Origin of the sequence: Streptomyces parvus, from assembly GCF_032121415.1 — a bacterium.
Lineage (GTDB): Bacteria > Actinomycetota > Actinomycetes > Streptomycetales > Streptomycetaceae > Streptomyces > Streptomyces globisporus_A.
Window position 1 is genome coordinate 5,251,453 of sequence record NZ_CP135079.1, and the last position, 21,941, is coordinate 5,273,393.

At 72.9% G+C, this 21,941-nt stretch carries 18 protein-coding genes; 15 read left to right on the forward strand and 3 right to left on the reverse strand.

The features are described 5' to 3' along the window. The first annotated feature begins 138 nt into the window (after positions 1-138). The 7 genes from aroA (at position 139) to RNL97_RS24795 (ending at position 8,740) form a co-directional block, all read left to right on the forward strand. Positions 139-1,380 (forward strand): 3-phosphoshikimate 1-carboxyvinyltransferase, encoded by a 1,242-nt coding sequence (aroA, locus tag RNL97_RS24765; RefSeq protein ID WP_313751205.1) that lies wholly within the window; start codon positions 139-141, stop codon positions 1,378-1,380. A 72-nt stretch (positions 1,381-1,452) separates the two neighbouring features. Beyond that, positions 1,453-2,706 carry a 1-deoxy-D-xylulose-5-phosphate reductoisomerase gene (gene dxr / locus RNL97_RS24770; protein ID WP_243315328.1) on the forward strand — a complete coding sequence of 418 codons (1,254 nt, stop codon included), beginning with the start codon at positions 1,453-1,455 and terminating at the stop codon, positions 2,704-2,706. Then, entirely contained in the window at positions 2,703-4,013 is a 1,311-nt protein-coding gene (locus RNL97_RS24775; protein WP_243315330.1) for a M50 family metallopeptidase, read from the forward strand. The genes dxr and RNL97_RS24775 overlap by 4 nt, the downstream gene beginning before the upstream one ends. A gap of 184 nt (positions 4,014-4,197) precedes the next feature. Then, positions 4,198-5,355 carry a flavodoxin-dependent (E)-4-hydroxy-3-methylbut-2-enyl-diphosphate synthase gene (gene ispG / locus RNL97_RS24780; RefSeq protein ID WP_030588021.1) on the forward strand — a complete coding sequence of 386 codons (1,158 nt, stop codon included), beginning with the start codon at positions 4,198-4,200 and terminating at the stop codon, positions 5,353-5,355. A gap of 152 nt (positions 5,356-5,507) precedes the next feature. Next, entirely contained in the window at positions 5,508-6,353 is an 846-nt protein-coding gene (locus RNL97_RS24785) for a GNAT family N-acetyltransferase (RefSeq protein WP_030588024.1), read from the forward strand. 47 nt (positions 6,354-6,400) lie between these two features. After that, entirely contained in the window at positions 6,401-6,967 is a 567-nt protein-coding gene (locus RNL97_RS24790) for a GNAT family N-acetyltransferase (RefSeq protein WP_030588026.1), read from the forward strand. Between the two features lie 69 nt (positions 6,968-7,036). After that, positions 7,037-8,740: a proline--tRNA ligase gene (locus tag RNL97_RS24795; protein ID WP_030588028.1), complete on the forward strand. Its 1,704-nt coding sequence runs from the start codon at positions 7,037-7,039 to the stop codon at positions 8,738-8,740. Between the two features lie 62 nt (positions 8,741-8,802). Here RNL97_RS24795 and RNL97_RS24800 read toward each other — a convergent pair whose 3' ends face one another. Genes RNL97_RS24800 through RNL97_RS24810 form a run of 3 tightly spaced genes read right to left on the reverse strand, consistent with a single transcriptional unit; the run spans position 8,803 to position 10,837 of the window. Next, a complete protein-coding gene (locus tag RNL97_RS24800) occupies positions 8,803-9,732 on the reverse strand; it encodes an aminoglycoside phosphotransferase family protein (RefSeq protein WP_243315332.1) in 930 nt (309 codons plus the stop codon). Between the two features lie 32 nt (positions 9,733-9,764). Continuing rightward, positions 9,765-10,283: a ferritin-like domain-containing protein gene (locus tag RNL97_RS24805; protein WP_313751206.1), complete on the reverse strand. Its 519-nt coding sequence runs from the start codon at positions 10,281-10,283 to the stop codon at positions 9,765-9,767. After that, positions 10,280-10,837 (reverse strand): hypothetical protein, encoded by a 558-nt coding sequence (locus RNL97_RS24810; RefSeq protein ID WP_313751207.1) that lies wholly within the window; start codon positions 10,835-10,837, stop codon positions 10,280-10,282. Before RNL97_RS24810 ends, RNL97_RS24805 begins: the two co-directional genes overlap by 4 nt. A 176-nt stretch (positions 10,838-11,013) precedes the next feature. Here RNL97_RS24810 and rimP point away from each other — a divergent pair, with 176 nt between their 5' ends. The 8 genes from rimP (at position 11,014) to RNL97_RS24850 (ending at position 21,915) form a co-directional block, all read left to right on the forward strand. After that, positions 11,014-11,517, forward strand: a complete 504-nt coding sequence (gene rimP, locus RNL97_RS24815; protein ID WP_030588037.1) for a ribosome maturation factor RimP — start codon at positions 11,014-11,016, stop codon at positions 11,515-11,517. Positions 11,518-11,519: 2 nt separating this feature from the next. Next, positions 11,520-12,560, forward strand: a complete 1,041-nt coding sequence (gene nusA / locus RNL97_RS24820; RefSeq protein WP_030588038.1) for a transcription termination factor NusA — start codon at positions 11,520-11,522, stop codon at positions 12,558-12,560. A gap of 113 nt (positions 12,561-12,673) precedes the next feature. Beyond that, a complete protein-coding gene (locus RNL97_RS24825; protein WP_006127967.1) occupies positions 12,674-12,952 on the forward strand; it encodes a YlxR family protein in 279 nt (92 codons plus the stop codon). Positions 12,953-13,100: 148 nt separating this feature from the next. Beyond that, complete coding sequence (infB, locus tag RNL97_RS24830) at positions 13,101-16,205, forward strand: translation initiation factor IF-2 (RefSeq protein ID WP_030588042.1); 3,105 nt, start codon at positions 13,101-13,103, stop codon at positions 16,203-16,205. A gap of 199 nt (positions 16,206-16,404) precedes the next feature. Continuing rightward, a complete protein-coding gene (locus RNL97_RS24835) occupies positions 16,405-16,698 on the forward strand; it encodes a DUF503 domain-containing protein (RefSeq protein ID WP_030588044.1) in 294 nt (97 codons plus the stop codon). A 36-nt stretch (positions 16,699-16,734) separates the two neighbouring features. Then, positions 16,735-17,217 (forward strand): 30S ribosome-binding factor RbfA, encoded by a 483-nt coding sequence (rbfA, locus tag RNL97_RS24840; RefSeq protein ID WP_030588046.1) that lies wholly within the window; start codon positions 16,735-16,737, stop codon positions 17,215-17,217. Beyond that, positions 17,214-18,113, forward strand: coding sequence for a tRNA pseudouridine(55) synthase TruB (gene truB / locus RNL97_RS24845; RefSeq protein ID WP_313751208.1), 900 nt, complete (start codon positions 17,214-17,216; stop codon positions 18,111-18,113). The genes rbfA and truB overlap by 4 nt, the downstream gene beginning before the upstream one ends. A 250-nt stretch (positions 18,114-18,363) precedes the next feature. After that, positions 18,364-21,915, forward strand: a complete 3,552-nt coding sequence (locus RNL97_RS24850) for a trypsin-like peptidase domain-containing protein (RefSeq protein WP_243315336.1) — start codon at positions 18,364-18,366, stop codon at positions 21,913-21,915. The last annotated feature ends 26 nt before the right edge of the window (positions 21,916-21,941 follow it).

Genomic DNA, 21,941 nt, shown 5'->3' on the forward strand with positions numbered 1-21,941 from the left:
CGTCGAACTGCCGCCTGCCGCGTGACGGCGGCAGTTCGACGACAGGCCCCAGGCGCGCCACCGTACGGGTGCGTCCACCGCGTCCACGCACCGGACGCACCCTGCCGGCCCCGCGCGCCGCAGGGCAGGATGAGGGCCGTGACCGTCATCGACATACCCGGCTCCAAGTCCGTCACCGCCCGCGCCCTCTTCCTGGCCGCCGCCGCCGACGGCACCACCACCCTGCTGAGGCCGCTGCGCTCGGACGACACCGAGGGCTTCGCCGAAGGTCTGAAGAGCCTCGGTTACGTGGTCGAGCAGGAGGCCGACCGCTGGCGCGTCCAGGGGCGCCCGGCCGGGCCCGCCGCCACCGACGCCGACGTCTACTGCCGCGACGGCGCGACCACCGCCCGCTTCCTGCCCACCCTCGTCGCGGCCGCCGCCTCCGGCACGTACCGCTTCGACGCCTCCGCCCAGATGCGCCGCCGCCCGCTCGCCCCGCTCACCCGGGCCCTCACCGCCCTCGGCGTCGACCTGCGCCACGGGGGAGCGGAGGGGCACCACCCGCTGACCGTGCGCGCCGCCGGGATCGAGGGCGGTGAACTCACCCTGGACGCGAGGGAGTCGTCCCAGTACCTCACCGCGCTGCTGATGCTCGGGCCGCTCACCGCGAAGGGGCTGCGCATCGAGGTCACCGAGCTGGTCTCCGCGCCGTACGTCGAGATCACCCTCGCGATGATGCGCGATTTCGGCGTGGAGGTGGAGCGGGAGGGGAACACCTTCACCGTCCCTCCCGGCGGCTACCGGGCCACCGCCTACGCCGTCGAGCCCGACGCCTCCACCGCCGGCTACTTCTTCGCCGCCGCCGCGCTCACCGGCCGAGAGGTCACCGTCCCCGGCCTCGGCACCGGCGCGCTCCAGGGCGACCTGCGCTTCGTCGACGTCCTGCGGGAGATGGGCGCCGAGGTCAGCCTCGGCGCCGACGCCACCACCGTCCGCTCCACCGGCCGGCTGCGCGGGATCACCGTCAACATGCGCGACATCTCCGACACCATGCCGACCCTCGCCGCCATCGCGCCGTACGCGGACGGGCCCGTCATCATCGAGGACGTCGCCAACACCCGGGTCAAGGAGTGCGACCGGCTGGAGGCGTGCGCCGAGAACCTGCGCGCCATGGGCATCACCGTCCACACCGGCCCGGACCGGATCGAGATCCACCCCGGCACGCCGAAGCCCACCGAGATCGCCACCCGCGGCGACCACCGCATCGTGATGTCCTTCGCCGTCGCCGGACTGCGCACCCCGGGACTGACGTACGACGACCCCGGCTGCGTACGCAAGACCTTCCCGCGCTTCCACGAGGCGTTCGCGGAGTTCGCGCACGACCTCCAGGGGCGCTGAACGGGGTCGCGGGACCGGCTCACGCGGGACGCGCTGTCCCCGCACACAGCCGGAGCGGCAACAATGGGGGGCATGAGCGACAGCCCCGCCCCCCTCGCCGATCCGCATCTCCTCTTCGACGCCGCGGACGGCCGCCGGGATCTCGTGATCCTCGGCTCCACCGGGTCCATCGGCACCCAGGCCATCGACCTGGTCCTGCGCAACCCCGACCGCTTCCGGGTCACGGCGCTCTCGGCCGCCGGCGGCCGGGTCGCCCTGCTGGCCGAGCAGGCCCGGCGGCTGCGTGTGAACACGGTCGCGGTCGCCGCCGAGGACGCGGTCCCCGCCCTGCGCGAGGCGCTGCGGGACCAGTACGGGGCCGGTGAGCCGCTCCCCGAGATCCTCGCCGGACCCGACGCGGCCACCACCCTCGCCGCGAGCGCCTGCCACACCGTGCTCAACGGCATCACCGGCTCCATCGGCCTCGCCCCGACCCTCGCCGCGCTGAGGGCGGGCCGCACGCTCGCCCTCGCCAACAAGGAGTCGCTGATCGTCGGCGGCCCGCTGGTGAAGGCGCTCGCCGCCCCCGGCCAGATCATCCCGGTCGACTCCGAGCACGCCGCTCTCTTCCAGGCGCTGGCCGCGGGCACCCGCGCCGACGTCCGCAAACTCGTCGTCACCGCCTCCGGCGGACCCTTCCGGGGCCGTACCCGCGAGGAGCTGGCCGACGTCACCCGCGAGCAGGCGCTCGCCCACCCGACCTGGGCTATGGGGCCGGTCATCACGATCAACTCCGCGACCCTGGTCAACAAGGGGCTGGAGGTCATCGAGGCACACCTCCTCTACGACATTCCGTTCGACCGCATCGAGGTCGTGGTCCACCCGCAGTCGTACGTGCACTCCATGGTCGAGTTCAGCGACGGCTCCACGCTGGCCCAGGCCACCCCGCCGGACATGCGCGGCCCCATCGCCATCGGCCTCGGCTGGCCCGAGCGGGTCCCGGACGCCGCCCCCGCCTTCGACTGGTCGAAGGCCTCCACGTGGGAGTTCTTCCCGCTGGACACGGACGCCTTCCCGTCCGTGGGTCTCGCCCGGCACGTCGGCGGCCTCGGCGGCACCGCACCCGCCGTGTTCAACGCGGCCAACGAGGAATGCGTCGACGCGTTCCTCGCCGGACAGCTGCCCTTCAACGGAATCATGGATACGGTCACGGCTGTGGTGTTTGAACACGGCACCCCCGCCCCGGGAACCTCGCTCAGCGTCGCGGACGTCCTCGAAGCGGAAACGTGGGCCCGTGCACGGGCCCGGGAACTCTCGGCGAAAGCGACAGCGGAGGCGCACGCATGAGTCTGACCTCGATCCTGCTGACGGTCCTGGGGATCGCCGTCTTCGTCGTGGGCCTGCTCTTCTCCATCGCCTGGCACGAGCTGGGCCACCTCTCCACGGCCAAGATGTTCGGCATCCGGGTCCCGCAGTACATGGTCGGATTCGGCCCGACGCTCTGGTCGAAGAAGAAGGGCGACACGGAGTACGGCATCAAGGCCATCCCGGCCGGCGGCTACATCCGCATGATCGGGATGTTCCCGCCGGGCCCCGACGGCCGTCTCGAAGCCCGCTCCACCTCCCCGTGGCGCGGCATGATCGAGGACGCCCGCTCCGCCGCGTTCGAGGAGCTGCAGCCGGGCGACGAGAAGCGGCTCTTCTACACGCGCAAGCCGTGGAAGCGCGTCATCGTCATGTTCGCCGGCCCCTTCATGAACCTGGTCCTCGCCGTCGCCATCTTCATGGGCGTCGCGATGACCTTCGGCTTCCAGACCCAGACCACCGAGGTCGGCGGGGTCCAGCAGTGCGTGATCAAGCAGAGCGAGAACCGCCAGAAGTGCACGCCCGACGACGACCCCTCGCCGGCCAAGGTCGCCGGGCTCCGGGAGGGCGACAAGATCGTCGCCTTCGCCGGGACGAAGGTCGACGACTGGGCGACGCTCTCGGACCGCATCCGCGAGACGATCGGCCCCGCCACCATCGTCGTCGAACGCGACGGCAAGGAAGTCACGCTCAACGCGGTCCTGCGTGAGAACGAGGTCGCCAAGAAGGACAGCGACGGCGAGGTCATCCCGAAAGAGTTCGTCAAGGCGGGCTACCTGGGCTTCGCCGCCCGGACCGAGATCGTGCCGCTCTCCTTCGGCGACTCCGTCGTCCGCATGGGTGACATGATCGAGAACGGCGTCGACTCCATCATCGCGCTGCCCTCCAAGATCCCGGCCCTCTGGGACGCCGCCTTCAGCGACGGCGAACGGGCCGACGACTCGCCGGTCGGCGTGGTCGGCGCGGCCCGGATCGGCGGCGAGGTGATGAACCTCGACATCCCGGCGCAGAACCAGGTCGCGATGATGCTGTTCCTGCTCGCCGGCTTCAACCTCTCGCTGTTCCTGTTCAACATGCTCCCCCTGCTACCGCTGGACGGCGGACACATCGCGGGCGCGCTCTGGGAGTCGCTGCGGCGCAATGTGGCCAGGGTCTTCCGGCGCCCCGACCCGGGCCCGTTCGACGTGGCCCGGCTGATGCCGGTCGCCTATGTGGTCGCCGGACTCTTCATCTGCTTCACGCTGCTGGTCCTGGTGGCCGACATCGTGAACCCGGTGAAAATCAGCTGACCGCCCCCCCCGCACCCCTCCCGCCTCACCGGTGTCGGCCGGGCACACAGGTCGTGCCCGGCCGGTCACCGAGGGGTGGACATGTCGACACGGGTGCGTCCGCCCGGGCTCCGGTGCCGTAACCTCGAAGCCTGGAGCCCGCCGATCTCGGGACCTTGATCCACACCTTGGGGATGCACAGCGCATGACTGCGATTTCTCTCGGAATGCCGGCCGTTCCGACCAAGCTCGCCGACCGAAGGGTCAGCCGACAGATCCAGGTCGGCACGGTCGCGGTCGGCGGCGACGCGCCCGTTTCCGTGCAGTCGATGACGACGACGCGTACGTCGGACATCGGCGCCACGCTCCAGCAGATCGCCGAGCTGACGGCGTCCGGCTGCCAGATCGTCCGGGTCGCGTGCCCGACGCAGGACGACGCCGACGCGCTCGCCACCATCGCGAAGAAGTCGCAGATCCCGGTGATCGCCGACATCCACTTCCAGCCGAAGTACGTCTTCGCCGCGATCGACGCCGGCTGCGCGGCCGTCCGGGTCAACCCGGGCAACATCAAGCAGTTCGACGACAAGGTCAAGGAGATCGCCAAGGCGGCCTCCGAGACCCGCACCCCGATCCGGATCGGCGTCAACGCCGGCTCCCTGGACGCGCGGCTGCTGAAGAAGTACGGCAAGGCCACCCCCGAGGCCCTCGTCGAGTCCGCCCTGTGGGAGGCGTCCCTCTTCGAGGAGCACGGCTTCGGCGACATCAAGATCTCGGTCAAGCACAACGACCCGGTCGTCATGGTCAACGCCTACCGCCAGCTCGCCGCCCAGAGCGACTACCCGCTCCACCTCGGCGTCACCGAGGCCGGACCGGCGTTCCAGGGCACCATCAAGTCGGCCGTCGCCTTCGGCGCCCTGCTCTCCGAGGGTATCGGCGACACCATCCGCGTCTCCCTCTCGGCCCCGCCGGCCGAGGAGGTCAAGGTCGGCCTGCAGATCCTGGAGGCGCTGAACCTCAAGCAGCGCCGCCTGGAGATCGTCTCCTGCCCGTCCTGCGGCCGCGCCCAGGTCGACGTCTACAAGCTCGCCGACCAGGTCAGCGCCGGCCTGGAGGGCATGGAGGTCCCGCTGCGCGTCGCGGTCATGGGCTGCGTCGTCAACGGCCCCGGTGAGGCCCGCGAGGCCGACCTCGGGGTCGCCTCCGGCAACGGCAAGGGGCAGATCTTCGTGAAGGGCGAGGTCATCAAGACCGTCCCCGAGTCGAAGATCGTCGAGACCCTCATCGAAGAGGCCCTGAAGATCGCCGAGCAGATGGAGAAGGACGGCATCGCGTCCGGCGAACCGCAGGTCTCCATCTCCGCCTGACCTGCGCCCCTCCACACCATCACCGCCCCGCCGAGCCCCGTGCCCGGCGGGGCGGCGGCGTCCGCGGAGACCGTCTCCCGGACTCGAGCGGTGTTCGAGGGGTTTGTCGGTTACAGTGCGGAAATCAGCAGACCGTATGGTGAGGCCCCCTCGTGTTGACGCAGACCACCACCCGGGTCCTCGAACCCAGCGACCTCGGCGCCGCACTCGCCATCCTGGAGAGCGAGCCCGTGGCCAACGCCTTTGTGACGTCCCGCGTGCAGGTCGCGGGGCTCGACCCCTGGCGTCTCGGCGGCGAGATGTGGGGCTGGTACGCCGACGGCAGGCTCCGCTCCCTGTGCTACTCCGGCGCCAACCTCGTCCCCATCTGCGCCGGACCCGAAGCCGTCCGCGCCTTCGCCGACCGGGCCCGCAGAGCCGGCCGCCGCTGCTCCTCCATCGTCGGCCCCGCCGAACCCACCACCCAGCTCTGGCGGCTCCTCGAACCCAGCTGGGGACCCGCCCGCGAGGTCCGCGCCAACCAGCCCCTCATGGTCACCGAGAGCCCGGCCGCCGACGTCACGCCCGACCCGCTCGTCCGCCGCATCCGCAAGGACGAGGTGGAGGTCCTGATGCCGGCCTGCGTCGCGATGTTCACCGAGGAGGTCGGCATCTCCCCGCTCGCCGGCGACGGCGGCCTCCTCTACCAGGCCCGCGTCGCCGAACTCATCAGCACCGGCCGCTCCTTCGCCCGCATCGACGACGGAAAGGTCGTCTTCAAGGCGGAGATCGGCGCGGCCACGCCGCAGGCATGCCAGATCCAGGGCGTCTGGGTCGCCCCCGAACACCGGGGCAAGGGCCTCTCGGAAACGGGCATGGCCGCGGTCCTGCGCTACGCCCTGGCCGACGTCGCCCCCGTCGTCAGCCTGTACGTGAACGACTACAACACCCCCGCCCGCAAGGCCTACCACCGCGTCGGCTTCCGCGAGGTCGGGGCGTTCATGAGCGTCCTGTTCTGAACCACCGCGCTTACCCAGGCGCCCGCCCCGGCCAGTAGGGTTCCGGCATGGCAGCCCCCGCAGAAGGCCCCGCAGCTCCCGACGCCGAGATCGGCCCCGTCGACCTCGCCGCCCGCGTCGACGAAGCCCTGCACGTCCAGGCGGCCGCCTTCGGACTCAGCCAGGACGAGATCGACGTACGCCGCCACATCGTCCTCCGGCACCTGGAGCACCCCCGTGCCCGGGCACTCGGCGCCACCGCCCCCGACGGACGGCTCGTCGGCTTCGTCTACGGGCTGCCCAACGACCGCGCCCAGTGGTGGTCCACCGTCGTCGAGCCCTATCTGCGGGCCACCGGGGCCGACGGCTGGCTCGACGACTCCTTCGTCATCACCGAGCTCCACGTCCACCCCGACCACCAGCAGCGCGGCATCGGCCGCACCCTGATCACCACCATCACCGACGCCGTCGACCACCCCCGCTCGATCCTCTCGGCGATCGACAAGGACAGCCCGGCCCGCACCCTGTACCGCTCGCTCGGCTACCGCGACCTGGCCCGCCAGGTCGTCTTCCCGAGCGCCCCGCAGCCGTACGCGGTCATGGGAGCGCCCCTCCCGCTGCGGCGTCCCAGCTGAATGGATTTCCGCCCGCCCGCGCCGCCCGGTTAACCTCGGGCTCACCACTTTCGCGAGCAGGAGTTCACCATGGCCCAGGTCCAGCGCATGTCCCGATTGATGGTCAAGACACTGCGCGACGACCCGGCGGACGCCGAGACGCTCAGTCACAAGCTGCTGGTCCGCGCCGGGTACGTCCGCCGCAACGCGGCCGGCATCTGGTCCTGGCTGCCGCTCGGCAAGAAGGTCCTGGACAACATCTCAGGCGTCGTCCGCGAGGAGATGGACGCCATCGGCGCCCAGGAGGTCCTGCTCCCCGCCCTGCTGCCCAAGGAGCCCTACGAGGCGTCCGGCCGCTGGGAGGAGTACGGCGACCTGCTCTTCCGTCTCAAGGACCGCAAGGGCGGCGACTACCTCCTCGGCCCGACCCACGAGGAGATCTTCACCCAGACGGTCAAGGACCAGTGCACGTCCTACAAGGACCTGCCGGTGATGCTCTACCAGATCCAGACGAAGTACCGCGACGAGGCCCGCCCCCGCTCGGGCGTGCTCCGCGGCCGCGAGTTCCAGATGAAGGACTCGTACAGCTTCGACACCACCGACGAGGGCCTCGCGCACTCCTACGCCCTGCACCGGGCCGCGTACATCAAGATCTTCGAGCGCCTGGGCCTGGACCACCGCATCGTCTCCGCCGTCTCCGGCGCGATGGGCGGCTCCGCCTCCGAGGAGTTCCTCGCCCCCGCGGCCGCCGGTGAGGACACCTTCGCCGACTGCCCGAACTGCGACTACGCCGCCAACACCGAGGCCGTGACCTTCGCGCTCGCCCCGGTCGACGGCTCGGCGCACGGCGCGGTCGAGGAGCTGGACACCCCCGACACCCCGACCATCGAGACCCTCGCCGCGCACCTGGGCGTCCCCGCTTCCGCCACCCTGAAGAACCTGCTGGTCAAGGTGGACGGCGAGATCGTCGCCGTCGGCGTCCCCGGCCACCGCGAGGTCGACCTCGGCAAGCTGGGCGAGCACCTGGCCCCCGCCGTCGTCGAGCTGGTCACCGCCGAGGACTTCGTCGGCCGCGACGACCTCGTACGCGGTTACGTCGGCCCCCAGGGCCTGGAGAAGGTCCGCTACCTCGCCGACCCCCGCGTCGCCCCCGGCACCTCCTGGATCACCGGCGCCAACAAGGAGGGCAAGCACGCGAAGAACGTCGTCGCGGGCCGCGACTTCGAGGTCGACGAGTACCTGGACGTCGTCGTCGTCGAGGAGGGCGACCCCTGCCCCGAGTGCGGCACCGGCCTCGTGCTGGACCGCGCGATCGAGATCGGCCACATCTTCCAGCTCGGCCGCAAGTACGCCGACACCTTCCAGCTCGACGTCCTCGGCCAGCAGGGCAAGCCCGTCCGCGTCACGATGGGCTCGTACGGCATCGGCGTCTCCCGCGCCGTGGCGGCCCTCGCCGAGCAGACCGCCGACGACAAGGGCCTGTGCTGGCCCCGCGAGATCGCCCCGGCCGACGTCCACGTCGTCGCCGCGGGCAAGGCCCTCCAGACCGAGCTGGCCCTCGACGTCTCGGAGAAGCTCAACGCGGCGGGCCTGCGCGTCCTGGTCGACGACCGCCCCGGCGTCTCGCCCGGCGTGAAGTTCACCGACTCCGAGCTGATCGGCGTGCCCAAGATCCTGGTCGCCGGGCGCCGCTCCGCCGATGGCGTCCTGGAGCTGAAGGACCGCCGCACCGGCGAGCGCGAGGAGCTGACCGTCGACGAGGCGATCGCCCGCCTCGCGGCCGACCTGGCCTGATCGGCTGATGGGAAAGGCCCCCGCTCACGCGTGCGCGGGGGCCTTCGCCGTACGGGGCAGGGCTACAGCCAGCCCGCGAACTCCAGGTTCACTTCGCCCATCTGACGCCGCCCCTCGGCCAGCGCGCGGGTGCCAGACTCCACCGCCCGGAACAGCGTCCAGCCGTGCAGCCGCGCCTGATCCACCTCCAGCGACTCCGCCAGCTTCTTGACCCGCCGCCGCGCCGTCGCCGGGCCGCCGGGGGAGGCGACCAGATCCTCCGCCCGGTCCCGCACCAGCCGCGCCAGGTCATAGGCGCGCTCGCCCACCAGCGGCTCGGGGCCCACCGTCAGCCACGGCGCCCGCTCCCCGGACAGCACCTTGCTCTGCCGGAAGTTGCCGTGCAGCAGCAGGAGTTCGGGCTCGCCCTCGACCAGCTCCGCCCGGGCCGCGAGCGCCGCGTCCACCAGGGGCGCCAGCTCCGGGTCGGCGTCGGCGGCCGCCCGCATCCCGGAGCTCTGCCGTTCGGTCCGCCCGGCAACCGTCTCGAACGCGTGCCCGGCGGGCGGCTCCACCCACAGCCGGCGCAGCGTGCCCGCCGCCTCCAGCAGGGCCTTCGCCTCCGGCAGCGAGCGCAGCGACACCTCGGGGTGCAGCCGCTCCAGCAGCAGCGCCCCGGACGCGTCGAGCTCCTCGCCGACCGGATCCGAGGTGCCCAGCGGCTTCACCGCGCCCCAGCCGTTCCAGTGCTCCAGCGCCGCCCGCTCCAGCTCAGGCCCGGCGACAGGCGGGGCGAGCTTCAGCGCGGCCGGGGTCCCGTCGGCCCGCCGCACCAGGACCACCAGGGAGCTGCGCCCGCCGGGGGCGGCCACCCGCTCCACGGTGAGGCCGTCCTCGGCGGCGAGCGCCCGCTCGGTCAGCGCGGGAAGCCCGGCCGGCCAGTCGGCCGCCGCGGCGTCCCCGTACATCTCACCGAGCGCGCGCACCAGGCGCTGCGGCGGTTCGAAACCCATACGTCGTGTGTTCCCTTTCCGGATCCTTCGGATCAGCGCGTCCCGTCCGCACCCGCGGCCTCCACCGGCCCCGTCGCGGCCGGATCCGCACCGGCGGCCCGCTCGGCGAGCCCCGGAAAGGCTACGTTGCCGCCCCGCCACCGGGCCGACCGCACCGCGGCCTCCCGGAGCGCGCCCGCGGCGCCCTTGCGCCGCGCACCCTCGGTGGCCCGTACGAGATCGGCGTAGGCGCCCGCGATCCGGTCCTCCAGGACCGCGGCGAGCCGCACAGCGGAGGGGCCGTCCGGCACGGCGAACGGCAGGGCGTACGCGGCGTTGGAGGCGACCGGGCGCCCGCCCAGATCGCGGGCGGTGCGCGCCAGCGCGTCCCGGCGGGCCCGGTGGGCGTCGTGCGCCGCTCGGGCCTCGGCACCCTGCCTCCCGTCGAGACGGCCGCCGAGCACGCCGTACCCGTACACCGCGGCGTGCTCGGCGGCCAGGGCGGCCTGGACTGCGGTCAGCTCGGGGGAGTCGGCGTCGTCTTCGGCCGGCCGGACGGAACGGGTGCTCATACGGCTGCCTCCTCGGCCAGTTCGGTCAGCAGATACGCGTGCGCCGCAGCGGCCGCCGCCACCGAGGCCAGCAGCCGGGCCAGCTCCGGTCCGGCCGCGAGCAGGGCCTCGCCGTACCCGTCGGCCCGGCGGCGCTCGGCGGCGGCCAGCTCCCGCACCGCGGCCTTGGGGTCGGCCGAGACCGGACCGGGGGGTGCCGGAGGGGCCTCGTCGCCCTTCGGCGCGTCCTTCTTCGGCGCGTCCTTCGCGCGCGGCGGCGCCAGCGCCCTCCCGTGCTCGGCCACGGCCGCCCGCAGCGGTACGAGGCCCGCCGCCGCGGCCGGATGCGCCTCGGCCACCAGGTCGTACTGGGCGAGCAGGAGGGCGCCGTCGCGGACCGCCTTCTCGCGCAGCGCCTTCTCGGCCTTCGCGGTGGTGGCCCGCGCGCCGGAGTGCGCGGGCCTCTTCCCCCCGGTGCCTTCGTCGTCGCCCCCGCAGCCGGTCAGCACCGCGCCCAGGGCGAGGGCTCCCGTCGCGGTGAGCGCCCCCCTGCGCGTCGTCCCCGTGCGCCGCACGTTTCTCCTTCGGGCCTGGACCGGTCCTGACAGGATCTGTCCTGTTGTGATCACCGCAGGCGAGCGTACCCGCGGCCGAGCGGCAGGCGGACGGCAACACCCCTGGCGACCGGATACCCTTTGACCTGACGCACGACGATCCCCACAACAGCACACGCGGCCGAGGAGTCACCCGGATGAGCACCACCCAGAGCGAGAGGCTGCGCGGGCTGCTGGAACCGCTCGTCAGCGCGCAGCAGCTGGACCTCGAGGAGATCGAGGTGTCCCGGGCCGGCCGTCGAGGAGTGCTGCGGGTCATCGTGGACTCCGACGAGGGCGTCGAGCTGGACGCCTGTGCGGAGCTGAGCCGCGCGATCTCCCAGAAGCTGGACGAGACCGACGCGATGGGCGAGGGCGAGTACGTCCTCGAAGTCAGCTCCCCCGGTGCGGACCGCCCGCTGACCGAGCACCGCCACTACGTACGCGCCACCGGCCGGCTGGCCAGATTCCACCTGGCCGGCGACGGCTCCGGTGAGCTGGTCGCCCGCATCCTCGCCGTCGACGAGGACGGGCTCGACCTCGAAGTTCCCGGTGTCAAGGGCCGCAAGCCCACCGCCCGCCGCCTCGCCTTCGACGAGATCGCCAAGGCGCGCGTGGAGATCGAATTCAACCGCAAGGACAAGAAGGAAGAGGAGGCGTAGCCGTGGACATCGATGTGAAGCTTCTGAAGGGCTTGGCGCAGGACAAGGAGATCCCCTTCGACGTGCTCGTCGGGGCGATCGAGTCGGCCCTCCTCATCGCGTACCACCGCACCGACGGCAGCTACCGCCGGGCGCGTGTGAAGCTCGACGAGAACGGCCACGTCACCGTGTGGGCCAAGGAGGACCCGGCCGACCTCGAAGAGGGCCAGGAGCCCAAGGAGTTCGACGACACCCCCTCCGGATTCGGCCGGATCGCCGCCACCACCGCCAAGCAGGTCATCCTGCAGCGGCTGCGCGACGCCGAGGACGACAGGACCTTCGGCGAGTACGCCGGCCACGAGGGCGATGTCGTCACCGGCGTCGTCCAGCAGGGCAAGGACCCCAAGAACGTCCTGGTCGACATCGGCAAGCTGGAAGCCATCCTTCCGGTGCAGGAGCAGGTCCCGGGCGAGGAGTACACCCACGGCCTGCGCCTGCGTACGTATGTCGTCCGGGTCGCCAAGGGCGTCCGCGGCCCCTCGGTGACGCTCTCGCGCACCCACCCCAACCTGGTGAAGAAGCTCTTCGCACTGGAGGTCCCGGAGATCGCCGACGGCTCGGTGGTCATCGAGGCCATCGCCCGCGAGGCCGGTCACCGCACCAAGATCGCCGTACGCTCCACCCGCGCCGGCCTGAACCCCAAGGGCGCCTGCATCGGCCCGATGGGCAGCCGGGTGCGCAACGTCATGGCCGAGCTGCACGGCGAGAAGATCGACATCGTGGACTGGTCCGACGACCCGGCCGAGATGGTCGCCAACGCCCTCTCGCCCGCCCGGGTGAGCAAGGTCGAGGTCGTCGACCTCGGCGCCCGCTCCGCCCGCGTCACCGTGCCGGACTACCAGCTCTCGCTGGCGATCGGCAAGGAGGGCCAGAACGCCCGCCTCGCCGCCCGCCTCACCGGCTGGCGGATCGATATCCGGCCGGACACCGAGACGGACGAGGAGCGGGAGAACGCCGACCGCGAGCGGGCCGAGCGGGCCCGGGAGCGCTCGGAAAGGCGTTGACCCGGAGCGGCTCCAGGGAATAGATCTTGGACGTACGCCGCTGAGATCACGACAACATCCGTTCGATTTTTGCCCCAAAGGGGTGAGGTCGGTACGGGGAGGTAGACTTAACCGTGTCTGGCCGGACGCAAGCCCGCGCTTGCCCCGAGCGAACCTGTGTGGGATGCCGGGAGCGAGTGACCAAGAGCGAGCTGCTGCGCATCGTGGTGGACGAGGGCGCCTGCGCCCCTGATCCACGCGGTACGCTGCCCGGCCGGGGTGCGTATGTGCACCCCACCTCTGTCTGTCTCGACCTGGCGGTTCGCCGCCGGGCGTTCCCCCGGGCCTTCAAGGCCAAGGGGCCGTTCGACACCGCGGCACTCACGCGGTTCGTCGAACGGGTGACACCGTAAGAAAGTGAACGGCACGGGACCCCGTGCGGTCAGGTACCTCGCGAGTTGGAAGTAGGTCGAGATTGCGATGAGCACTCGATGAGTACGCGATGAGTACGCCCATGAAGTAGCGACGGTCCGGCGGTAACCCGGACCTAAAAGGAGCGAAGTGGCTAAGGTCCGGGTATACGAACTCGCCAAGGAGTTCGGCGTCGAGAGCAAGGTCGTCATGGCCAAGCTCCAAGAACTCGGTGAATTCGTCCGTTCGGCGTCCTCGACGATCGAGGCGCCGGTTGTACGCAAGTTGACCGACGCACTGCAGGGGCCCGGCGGCAACGCCGGCAAGCCCGCTGCCAAGCCTGGCGCGCCCCGTAAGGCGACGCCCGCGAAGCCCGCAGCGCCCTCCCCGGCCGCTGCGGCACGTCCCGCTGCCCCGAAGCCCGGCGCCCCGGCCCCCAAGCCGGCCGCCGCCGAGGCCCCGAGCAGCACCCCGGCAGCGCCCTCCGCGCCGTCGGCGGGCCCCCGTCCGGGTCCGAAGCCCGCGCCGAAGGCGGCCCCGGTGACCCCGGTCCCGGCCGCCGAGTTCTCGGCTCCGGCGCCCGAGCGTCCGGCTGCCCCGCAGCCCTCGCGTCCCACCGGCGCCACCCCCGGTCCCCGTCCCACGCCCGCCCGTCCGGCTCCGGCCGGCGGCCAGCGTGACGGCGGCCAGCGTGACGGCGGCCGTGGTGGCGAGCGTGGCGGCGACCGCCCCGCGCGTCCCGCGGGCCAGGGCGCCCCGCGCCCCGGCGGCGCCCGTCCGGCCGGTCCCCGTCCGGGCAACAACCCCTTCACCTCCGGCGGCTCCACCGGCATGGCGCGCCCCGGCGCGCCCCGTCCCGGCGGTGCCCCGCGCCCCGGTGGCGGCCAGGAGCGCCCCGGCGCCCCGCGTCCGCAGGGCGGCCCCGGCGGCGCCCCGCGCCCCCAGGGCGGTCAGGGCCAGGGCGGTGCCCGTCCCTCTCCGGGCGGCATGCCCCGTCCGCAGGCTCCGCGTCCCGGCGGCGGTCCCGCCGGCAACCGCCCGAACCCGGGCATGATGCCGCAGCGTCCCGCTGCCGGCCCGCGCCCCGGTCCCGGTGGCGGCGGCGGCCGCGGTCCCGGCGGTGGCGGTCGTCCCGGCGGTGCCGGTGGCGGTCGTCCCGGTGGCGGCGGCTTCGCCGGCCGTCCGGGTGGCGGCGGTGGCGGCGGCTTCGCCGGCCGTCCGGCCGGTCCCGGTGGCGGCGGCGGTGCCGGTCGTCCCGGTGGTGGCGGCGGCTTCGGCGGTCGTCCCGGTTTCGGTGGCCGTCCGGGTGGTCCCGGTGGCCGCGGTGGCACGCAGGGTGCGTTCGGCCGTCCCGGCGGTCCGGCGCGACGAGGCCGCAAGTCGAAGCGGCAGAGGCGCCAGGAGTACGAGGCCATGCAGGCCCCGTCGGTCGGCGGCGTCATGCTGCCCCGCGGCAACGGACAGGCCGTCCGGCTGTCGCGCGGCGCCTCGCTCACCGACTTCGCGGAGAAGATCAACGCCAACCCGGCGTCGCTCGTCGCCGTGATGATGAACCTCGGCGAGATGGTCACCGCCACGCAGTCCGTTTCCGACGAGACGCTCCGGCTTCTCGCCGAGGAGATGAACTACGTCCTGGAGATCGTCAGCCCCGAGGAGGAGGACCGCGAGCTGCTCGAGTCCTTCGACATCGAGTTCGGCGAGGACGAGGGCGGCGAAGAGGCTCTGGTCTCCCGTCCGCCGGTCGTGACCGTCATGGGTCACGTCGACCACGGTAAGACCCGACTCCTCGACGCGATCCGCAAGACCAACGTGGTCGCGGGCGAGGCCGGTGGCATCACCCAGCACATCGGTGCCTACCAGGTCACGACCGACGTCAACGACGAAGAGCGCAAGATCACCTTCATCGACACCCCGGGTCACGAGGCGTTCACCGCCATGCGTGCCCGTGGTGCGAAGTCGACCGACATCGCGATCCTCGTGGTGGCGGCCAACGACGGTGTGATGCCCCAGACGATCGAGGCGCTGAACCACGCCAAGGCGGCCGACGTGCCGATCGTGGTCGCGGTCAACAAGATCGACGTCGAGGGCGCCGACCCGACCAAGGTGCGCGGTCAGCTCACCGAGTTCGGTCTGGTGGCCGAGGAGTACGGCGGCGACACCATGTTCGTCGACATCTCCGCCAAGCAGGGCCTCAACATCGAGGCGCTCCTGGAGGCCGTCGTCCTCACCGCCGACGCCTCGCTCGACCTGCGGGCCAACCCCGACCAGGACGCGCAGGGTATTGCGATCGAGTCCCACCTCGACCGCGGTCGCGGTGCCGTCTCGACCGTCCTGGTCCAGCGCGGAACGCTGCGCATCGGCGACACGATGGTCGTGGGCGACGCCTACGGCCGGGTGCGCGCCATGCTCGACGACAACGGTCAGAACGTGCAGGAAGCGGGTCCCTCGACCCCCGTCCTGGTGCTCGGTCTCACCAACGTCCCGGGCGCCGGCGACAACTTCCTGGTCGTCGACGAGGACCGTACGGCCCGTCAGATCGCCGAGAAGCGTGCCGCCCGCGAGCGCAACGCCAACTTCGCCCGCAAGGGCGTCCGGTTCTCCCTGGAGAACCTGGACGAGGCGCTCAAGGCCGGTCTGGTCCAGGAGCTCAACCTCATCATCAAGGGCGACGCGTCCGGTTCGGTGGAGGCTCTCGAGTCCTCGCTGCTCCAGCTCGACGTCGGTGAAGAGGTCGACATCCGGGTCCTGCACCGCGGTGTGGGTGCGGTCACCGAGTCGGACATCAACCTGGCGACGGGTTCCGACGCCATCGTGATCGGCTTCAACGTGCGCGCCGCAGGGCGTGCCGAGCAGATGGCCGAGCGCGAAGGTGTGGACGTCCGGTACTACTCGGTCATCTACCAGGCGATCGAAGAGATCGAAGCGGCCCTCAAGGGCATGCTCAAGCCGGAGTACGAAGAGGTCGAGCTCGGCACGGCGGAGATCCGCGAGATCTTCCGCTCGTCCAAGCTGGGCAACATCGCCGGTGTGCTGGTCCGCTCCGGCGAGGTCAAGCGCAACACCAAGGCGCGCCTGCTGCGCGATGGCAAGGTCATCGCGGAGAACCTCAACATCTCCGGTCTGCGTCGTTTCAAGGACGACGTCACCGAGATCCGCGAAGGCTTCGAGGGCGGTATCAACCTCGGAAACTTCAACGACATCAAGATCGACGACGTCATCGCGACGTACGAGATGCGCGAGAAGCCGCGAGGCTGATCCACCTCGGATCCGCGAGGATCCGCAGGGAATTCGGAAGGGTTCCGGGAGTCCGCTCCCGGAACCCCTCCACCGAGGTCGGAGCCGGTCGACGGGTCGTATTTCCGTCGATCGGCTCCGGCCGTTCCGGTACGGTTCGGATGTCCCCGGCAAGCTCTGGCGGGGCACGAACCCGAACCGGCGGGACATCCGGACACACATGTATGTGGGGACCCTGTCCTTCGATCTGCTCCTCGGCGACGTACGGTCGTTGAAGGAGAAGCGTTCCGTCGTCCGCCCGATCGTCGCCGAACTCCAGCGCAAGTTCGCGGTGAGTGCGGCCGAGACCGGCGGGCAGAATCTCCACCGCAGGGCCGAGATCGGCCTTGCCGTGGTCTCCGGTGACACCGGACACCTCACGGACGTGCTGGACCGCTGCGAGCGGCTGGTCGCGGGACGCCCCGAGGTGGAGCTGCTGTCGGTCAGACGGCGGCTGCACAGTGACGAAGACTGACAGTCGAGCGAAATCAGAAGGAAGAGTGACGGACCGGTGACCGACAACGCGCGGGCCCGCAAGCTGGCCGATCGCATCCAGGTCGTGGTCGCGGAGACCCTGGACCGGCGAATCAAGGATCCGCGGCTGGGATTCGTGACGATCACGGACGCCCGGGTCACCGGCGACCTGCGGGAGGCCACGGTCTTCTACACGGTCTACGGCGACGACGAGGAGCGTGCGGCCTCCGCGGCCGCGCTGGAGAGCGCCAAGGGTGTTCTGCGCTCCGAGGTGGGCCGGCAGACCGGGGTCCGGTTCACGCCGACCCTGGCCTTCGTGCCGGACGCCCTCCCGGACAACGCCCGCACCATCGAGGACCTCCTCGACAAGGCGCGGGCCAAGGACGCGGAGGTGCGCCAGGTCTCCACCGGAGCGACGTACGCCGGTGAGGCCGACCCGTACCGCAAGCCCGAGGACGAGGACGACGAGGCGGACACCCCCGGCTCGACCGACAAGAACGAGGGCCCCGCCTCCGTATGACCGAGCAGACCACCACGCCGGACGGCCTTGTCATCGTCGACAAGCCGTCCGGCTTCACTTCGCACGACGTCGTCGCCAAGATGCGCGGCATCGCCCGTACACGACGCGTCGGCCACGCCGGCACACTGGACCCGATGGCGACCGGGGTCCTGGTGCTCGGCGTCCAGCGGGCCACCAAGCTCCTGGGCCACCTCGCCCTGACCGAGAAGGAGTATCTCGGCACGATCCGACTCGGCCAGGACACCGTCACCGACGACGCCGAGGGCGAGATCACCTCGTCCACCGACGCCTCCAAGGTGACCCGGGAGGGCATCGACGCCGGGGTGGCCGCGCTGAGCGGCGCGATCATGCAGGTGCCGTCCAAGGTCAGCGCCATCAAGATCGACGGCAAGCGGTCCTACGCGCGGGTGCGCGGCGGCGAGGAGTTCGAGATCCCGGCCCGCCCGGTGACCGTCTCCTCCTTCCGCGTCTACGACGTCCGCGAGGCCGTCGCCGAGGACGGCACCCCCGTCCTCGACCTGGTCGTCTCGGTCGTCTGCTCCTCGGGGACGTACATCCGGGCGCTGGCCCGCGACCTCGGCGCCGGGCTCGGCGTCGGCGGCCACCTGACCGCGCTGCGCCGCACCCGGGTCGGCCCGTACGGACTGGACGCGGCCCGGACCCTGGACCAGCACCAGGAGGAGCTGACCGTGATGCCGGTCGCCGACGCGGCGAACGCGGCCTTCCCCCGCTGGGACGTCGACGAGAAGCGCGCCAAGCTGCTCCTCAACGGCGTACGGCTGGACATGCCCGCCTACCCGCCGGGGCCGGTCGCGGTCTTCGGATCCGACGGCGCGTTCCTCGTGCTCGTCGAGGAGGAGAAGGGCAAGGCCAAGAGCCTCGCCGTCTTCGCCTGACCCCCGGCGGGTCCGGCGGATCAGGACCGGACAGGCCCTGGGCCGACACGCCGACCGCCTGTCGTGGAGCGGGCACCACCCCCAACCGGTGCCCGCTCCACCCTTTCCCCTCCCCGGCACCATCCCTGCTCCTCGGGGGACACGCTTATTCACCCCATTGGACGGGCGCTCGGAGTGAACAGCGGGGGCGTGGGGGGCGCTTTCCCCGTCCGCGCGCTCCGGGCGATCACCGGCGGCCTACCGTCGGACCATGGGCAGTGGGGACCGGTCGAAGCTGGTAAGAATCTGCGATCAGGCCGGCCGGCCGCGAGGGACGGGATTCGTCGCGGACGAGCGCGGCACGGTCGTCACCGCCCACCAGGCCGTCCTCTCCCCGGGTCCGCTCCTCCTCCACGGCACCGACGGGCGCACCTGCTCCGTCGCTCCCGACGACATCACCGCGCTGCCCGCCCTCGGCCTCGCCCTCCTGCGCACCGGGGGACCCGACGCCCTCGACGCCGAACCGCTGCCCATCGCCGGACGCGACCGCGCCGAGCCCGGCGGTTACGTGGACATCGCCGCCCACGGACGGCGCGAGGCCCGCGTGCTCGGTACCACCCCCGCCACGTACACCGCACCGGACGGGGTCGGCCACCCGGTTCCCGCCGCCCTGGAGCTGGCCCTCGGCACCGACGGGCGCGACGCCCTGCGCTCCGGCGGCGCGGCCATCGGCGGACCGGTCACCGACCCGGCCACCGGCGCGGTCCTCGGTATCCTCTCCACCACCCTCACGGCCCCGCACGAGGCGGCCGGCCTCGCCCTCCCGATCACCCGAGGCACGGACGACACCCTGGACGCCCTGCTCCGCCGCAACGCCGCCGTCGCCCCCGCCTACGGCCCCCACCTCAACCTCGCCGGGGCCCTCCAGCTCACCGCCACCTCCGTCGGCTCGGCGGACGGCCCGACGGCCCGCACCGCCCCGGTCGAGCGCGCGGACGTCCACGCCGAGCTGGCCGCCTTCGCCGCCGGTACGGGCCTGGTCCTCGGTCTCGTCGGCGCACCCGGCACCGGCCGCACCACCGAGCTGGCCGCCCTCGCCGCCCGCCGCGCCGAGGGCGGCGCCCCCGCCCCCACGCTCTGGCTGCGCGGCGCGGACCTCCTGGCCGAGGACGTCTCGATCGCGGACGCCGCGAGCCGTACGCTCACCCGCTCCGCCCGGATCGTCACGGCGGCGGGCGCCCACGGCGACATGAGCACGGCCACCCCGGAGCGCGTCGCCAGGCTCGCCGCCGACGCCGGACACCCGCTCCTGGTGGTCCTCGACGGCCCCGAGGAGATGCCGCCGCTGCTCGCCCACCAGCTGGCCGACTGGACGCGCGGCACCCTCGGCTGGCTCCTTGAGAACACCGTCCGGCTCGTCGTCGCCTGCCGCCCCGAGCACTGGGAGACCGCGGGCGCCCTCTGGCCCCCGGACGCCCTGCACCGCCCGAGCCGCCCCGCCCGCCGGCTGCCGCCCGCCCTGCGGCTGGCCGACCTCACCCCCGAGCAGGCCGAGAGCGCGAAGGAGGCGTACGGCATCCCGCCCACCGCCCTGGCCCCCGGCCACGACCGGCACCCGCTGACCCTGCGGCTCCTCGCCGAGGTCCGCGCCGCGCTGCCGCCGGGCGTGCCGGGCCGACCCGACACCGAGGACGTCTTCGGCGCCCACCTCGACCTGCTGTGCGTGCGCGCCGCCGTCCGGATCGCGGCCACCGCGGACGAACAGCCCCGCGGCGCGGCCGTGCGCCGGCTGGCAGCGCGGGTGGCCGGCCAGGTCCACGAAGCGGCCCGCCGCTGCCTGGGCCCGGGCCAGGGCGAGCTGGACCGGGCGGCGTTCGAGGAGATCTTCCCCTGGCGCACCGGCTGGGCCTCCGCGGTGCTCACCGAAGGAATCCTCGTCCCCGCCGGGGCGGGCTACCGCTTCGCCCACGAGGAGCTGGGCGACTGGGTGCAGGGCGCCCACCTCGATCTGGACGCGGCCCTGCGCTCCCTCGTGCACCGCTGGCACCGGGGGAGCGGCACCCCGGACCGCACCCCGCACCCCCACGCGTCCGGCGAACCCCGCAGCCTGCCCGTGCCCCGGCACCGCATCGGGCCGGTGATCCAGGCGATGGTGCTCCTCGGCCGCCGCCAGGGCACCGCCGCCCTCGCCCACCGGATGGCCGACCTCATCGAGGCACTGGACCGGCTCTGGACCGACGAGGGCCCGCGCGACGAGGACGCCGCCTGGTGGGCGGCCCACCTCCTGGGCGGCAGCCTGCTGCGGGTGCCCGACGCCCGCCCGTATCTCGGCGTCCTGAGGGTCCTCGCCGGACGCATCACCCGCCGCTCCGCCGGTTCCGAAGGACCCGGGGACCTCGGGGCGTACGGCGAGTTCGGCCCCTGGTTCTGGCGGCGGCTCCGGCTGCCCGAGGAGGACCGGATCGACCTGCTCCGCCGCCTGGTGCCCGCCGACGGGCAGCCCCGCACCGACGGCGACGAACGCTATCTGGACGCGGTCGCCCGCCGCCTCGCCCTCGACGCCCCGGCCGTCCAGCCGCTGCTGTGCCGCTGGTTCACCGACGAACGCCCGCTGCTCGTGGGCCCCGACGCACCGGACGTACCCCTGCGCCCCACCGTCGCCGCCGCCGCGCAGGCCCTGCTCTACGCCCGCCGCGACCTGGACCTCGACGGCCTCACCGACGCGCTGATCGCCACCCCGCACACCCGCGCCGGGGAGCTGCTCGCCGCCCTCGCGGAGGACGAGCCCACGGCGCTCTGCCGCGCCGTCGAGCGCTGGGCCCGCGACGAGGACCGCCCGGCCCGCCGCTCCGCCGCCGCCCGCTACGCCGGACTCCTCCAACAGCGCGTCACCGCCGAGGGCGACCGGGCCCTGCTGCGCTCGGCCGCCGAGATTCTGCTGGAGCGCCCCGAGGACGCCGAGCTGCACGCCGCCGCCCACACCCTCCTCGTCCGCGACCCGAAGGCCCGCAGCCGCCATCTCGCGGGCGCCCTGCGCGCGTTCGCCGCCGGAGACCCCCGGCTGCCCGTCGAACTGCTCGCGGAGGTGTTCCCGTCCCACCAGGAGCCGGTCCTCGCCGCCCTGCGCGCCCGCCTCGCCCGTCCCGGCGAAAGCGGGGGAGCGGTGCTGCGGGCCCTGGCCGGCCTCGACACGCCCGCGCTCGCGCTGCACGCCGCCGGGCTCGTACGGGAGTACATCGACGCCCACCCCGAGGACGGCACACACGCCGCCGAGTACGTCGACCTCCGCCTGGAGCACGGCCCGGCCGCCCGCGCCCTGCTGCTGCCCCTGGTCACCGGGCTGCTCCGGGACCGCCCCGCACCGCCCCCGGTGCGCGCCGCGCTCGCCGCCGTCCTCGCCGGGCCGGGCAGCGCGGATTCCCGGCCGCTGCGGGCCGAGCTGCTGGAGGTGCTGCTGGAGTTCGAGCAGACCGCCGGCCGGAACCCGGACGTGCTGGAAGCCCTGCTCCGGGCCGCCGCCCGGGGCTCCGGGCGCCGCCCCGAGATCCGTACCCGCGCGCTCGTCCACCGCACCGGGATGCTGCTGGTCCGCACCCCCGAAGGAGCCGCCCGCTTCGACCGGGGCCTGGTCGAGTGCGCCCGCGACGTGCCCGGCTTCGCGGCCCTCGTCACCCGCTGGCTGGCCGACGCCCCCGAGGAGTGGGCGGCGGTCGTGGGCCCGAGCGCCCGGCGCACGGTGGAGGCGTTGGAGACATCACGTCCGCCGATGCCGATGCCGATGCAGGCGGCGGGACGTGAGCATGGCAGTCTTAGACCTGCGTAATCGACATACACACGTACACAGGTTCG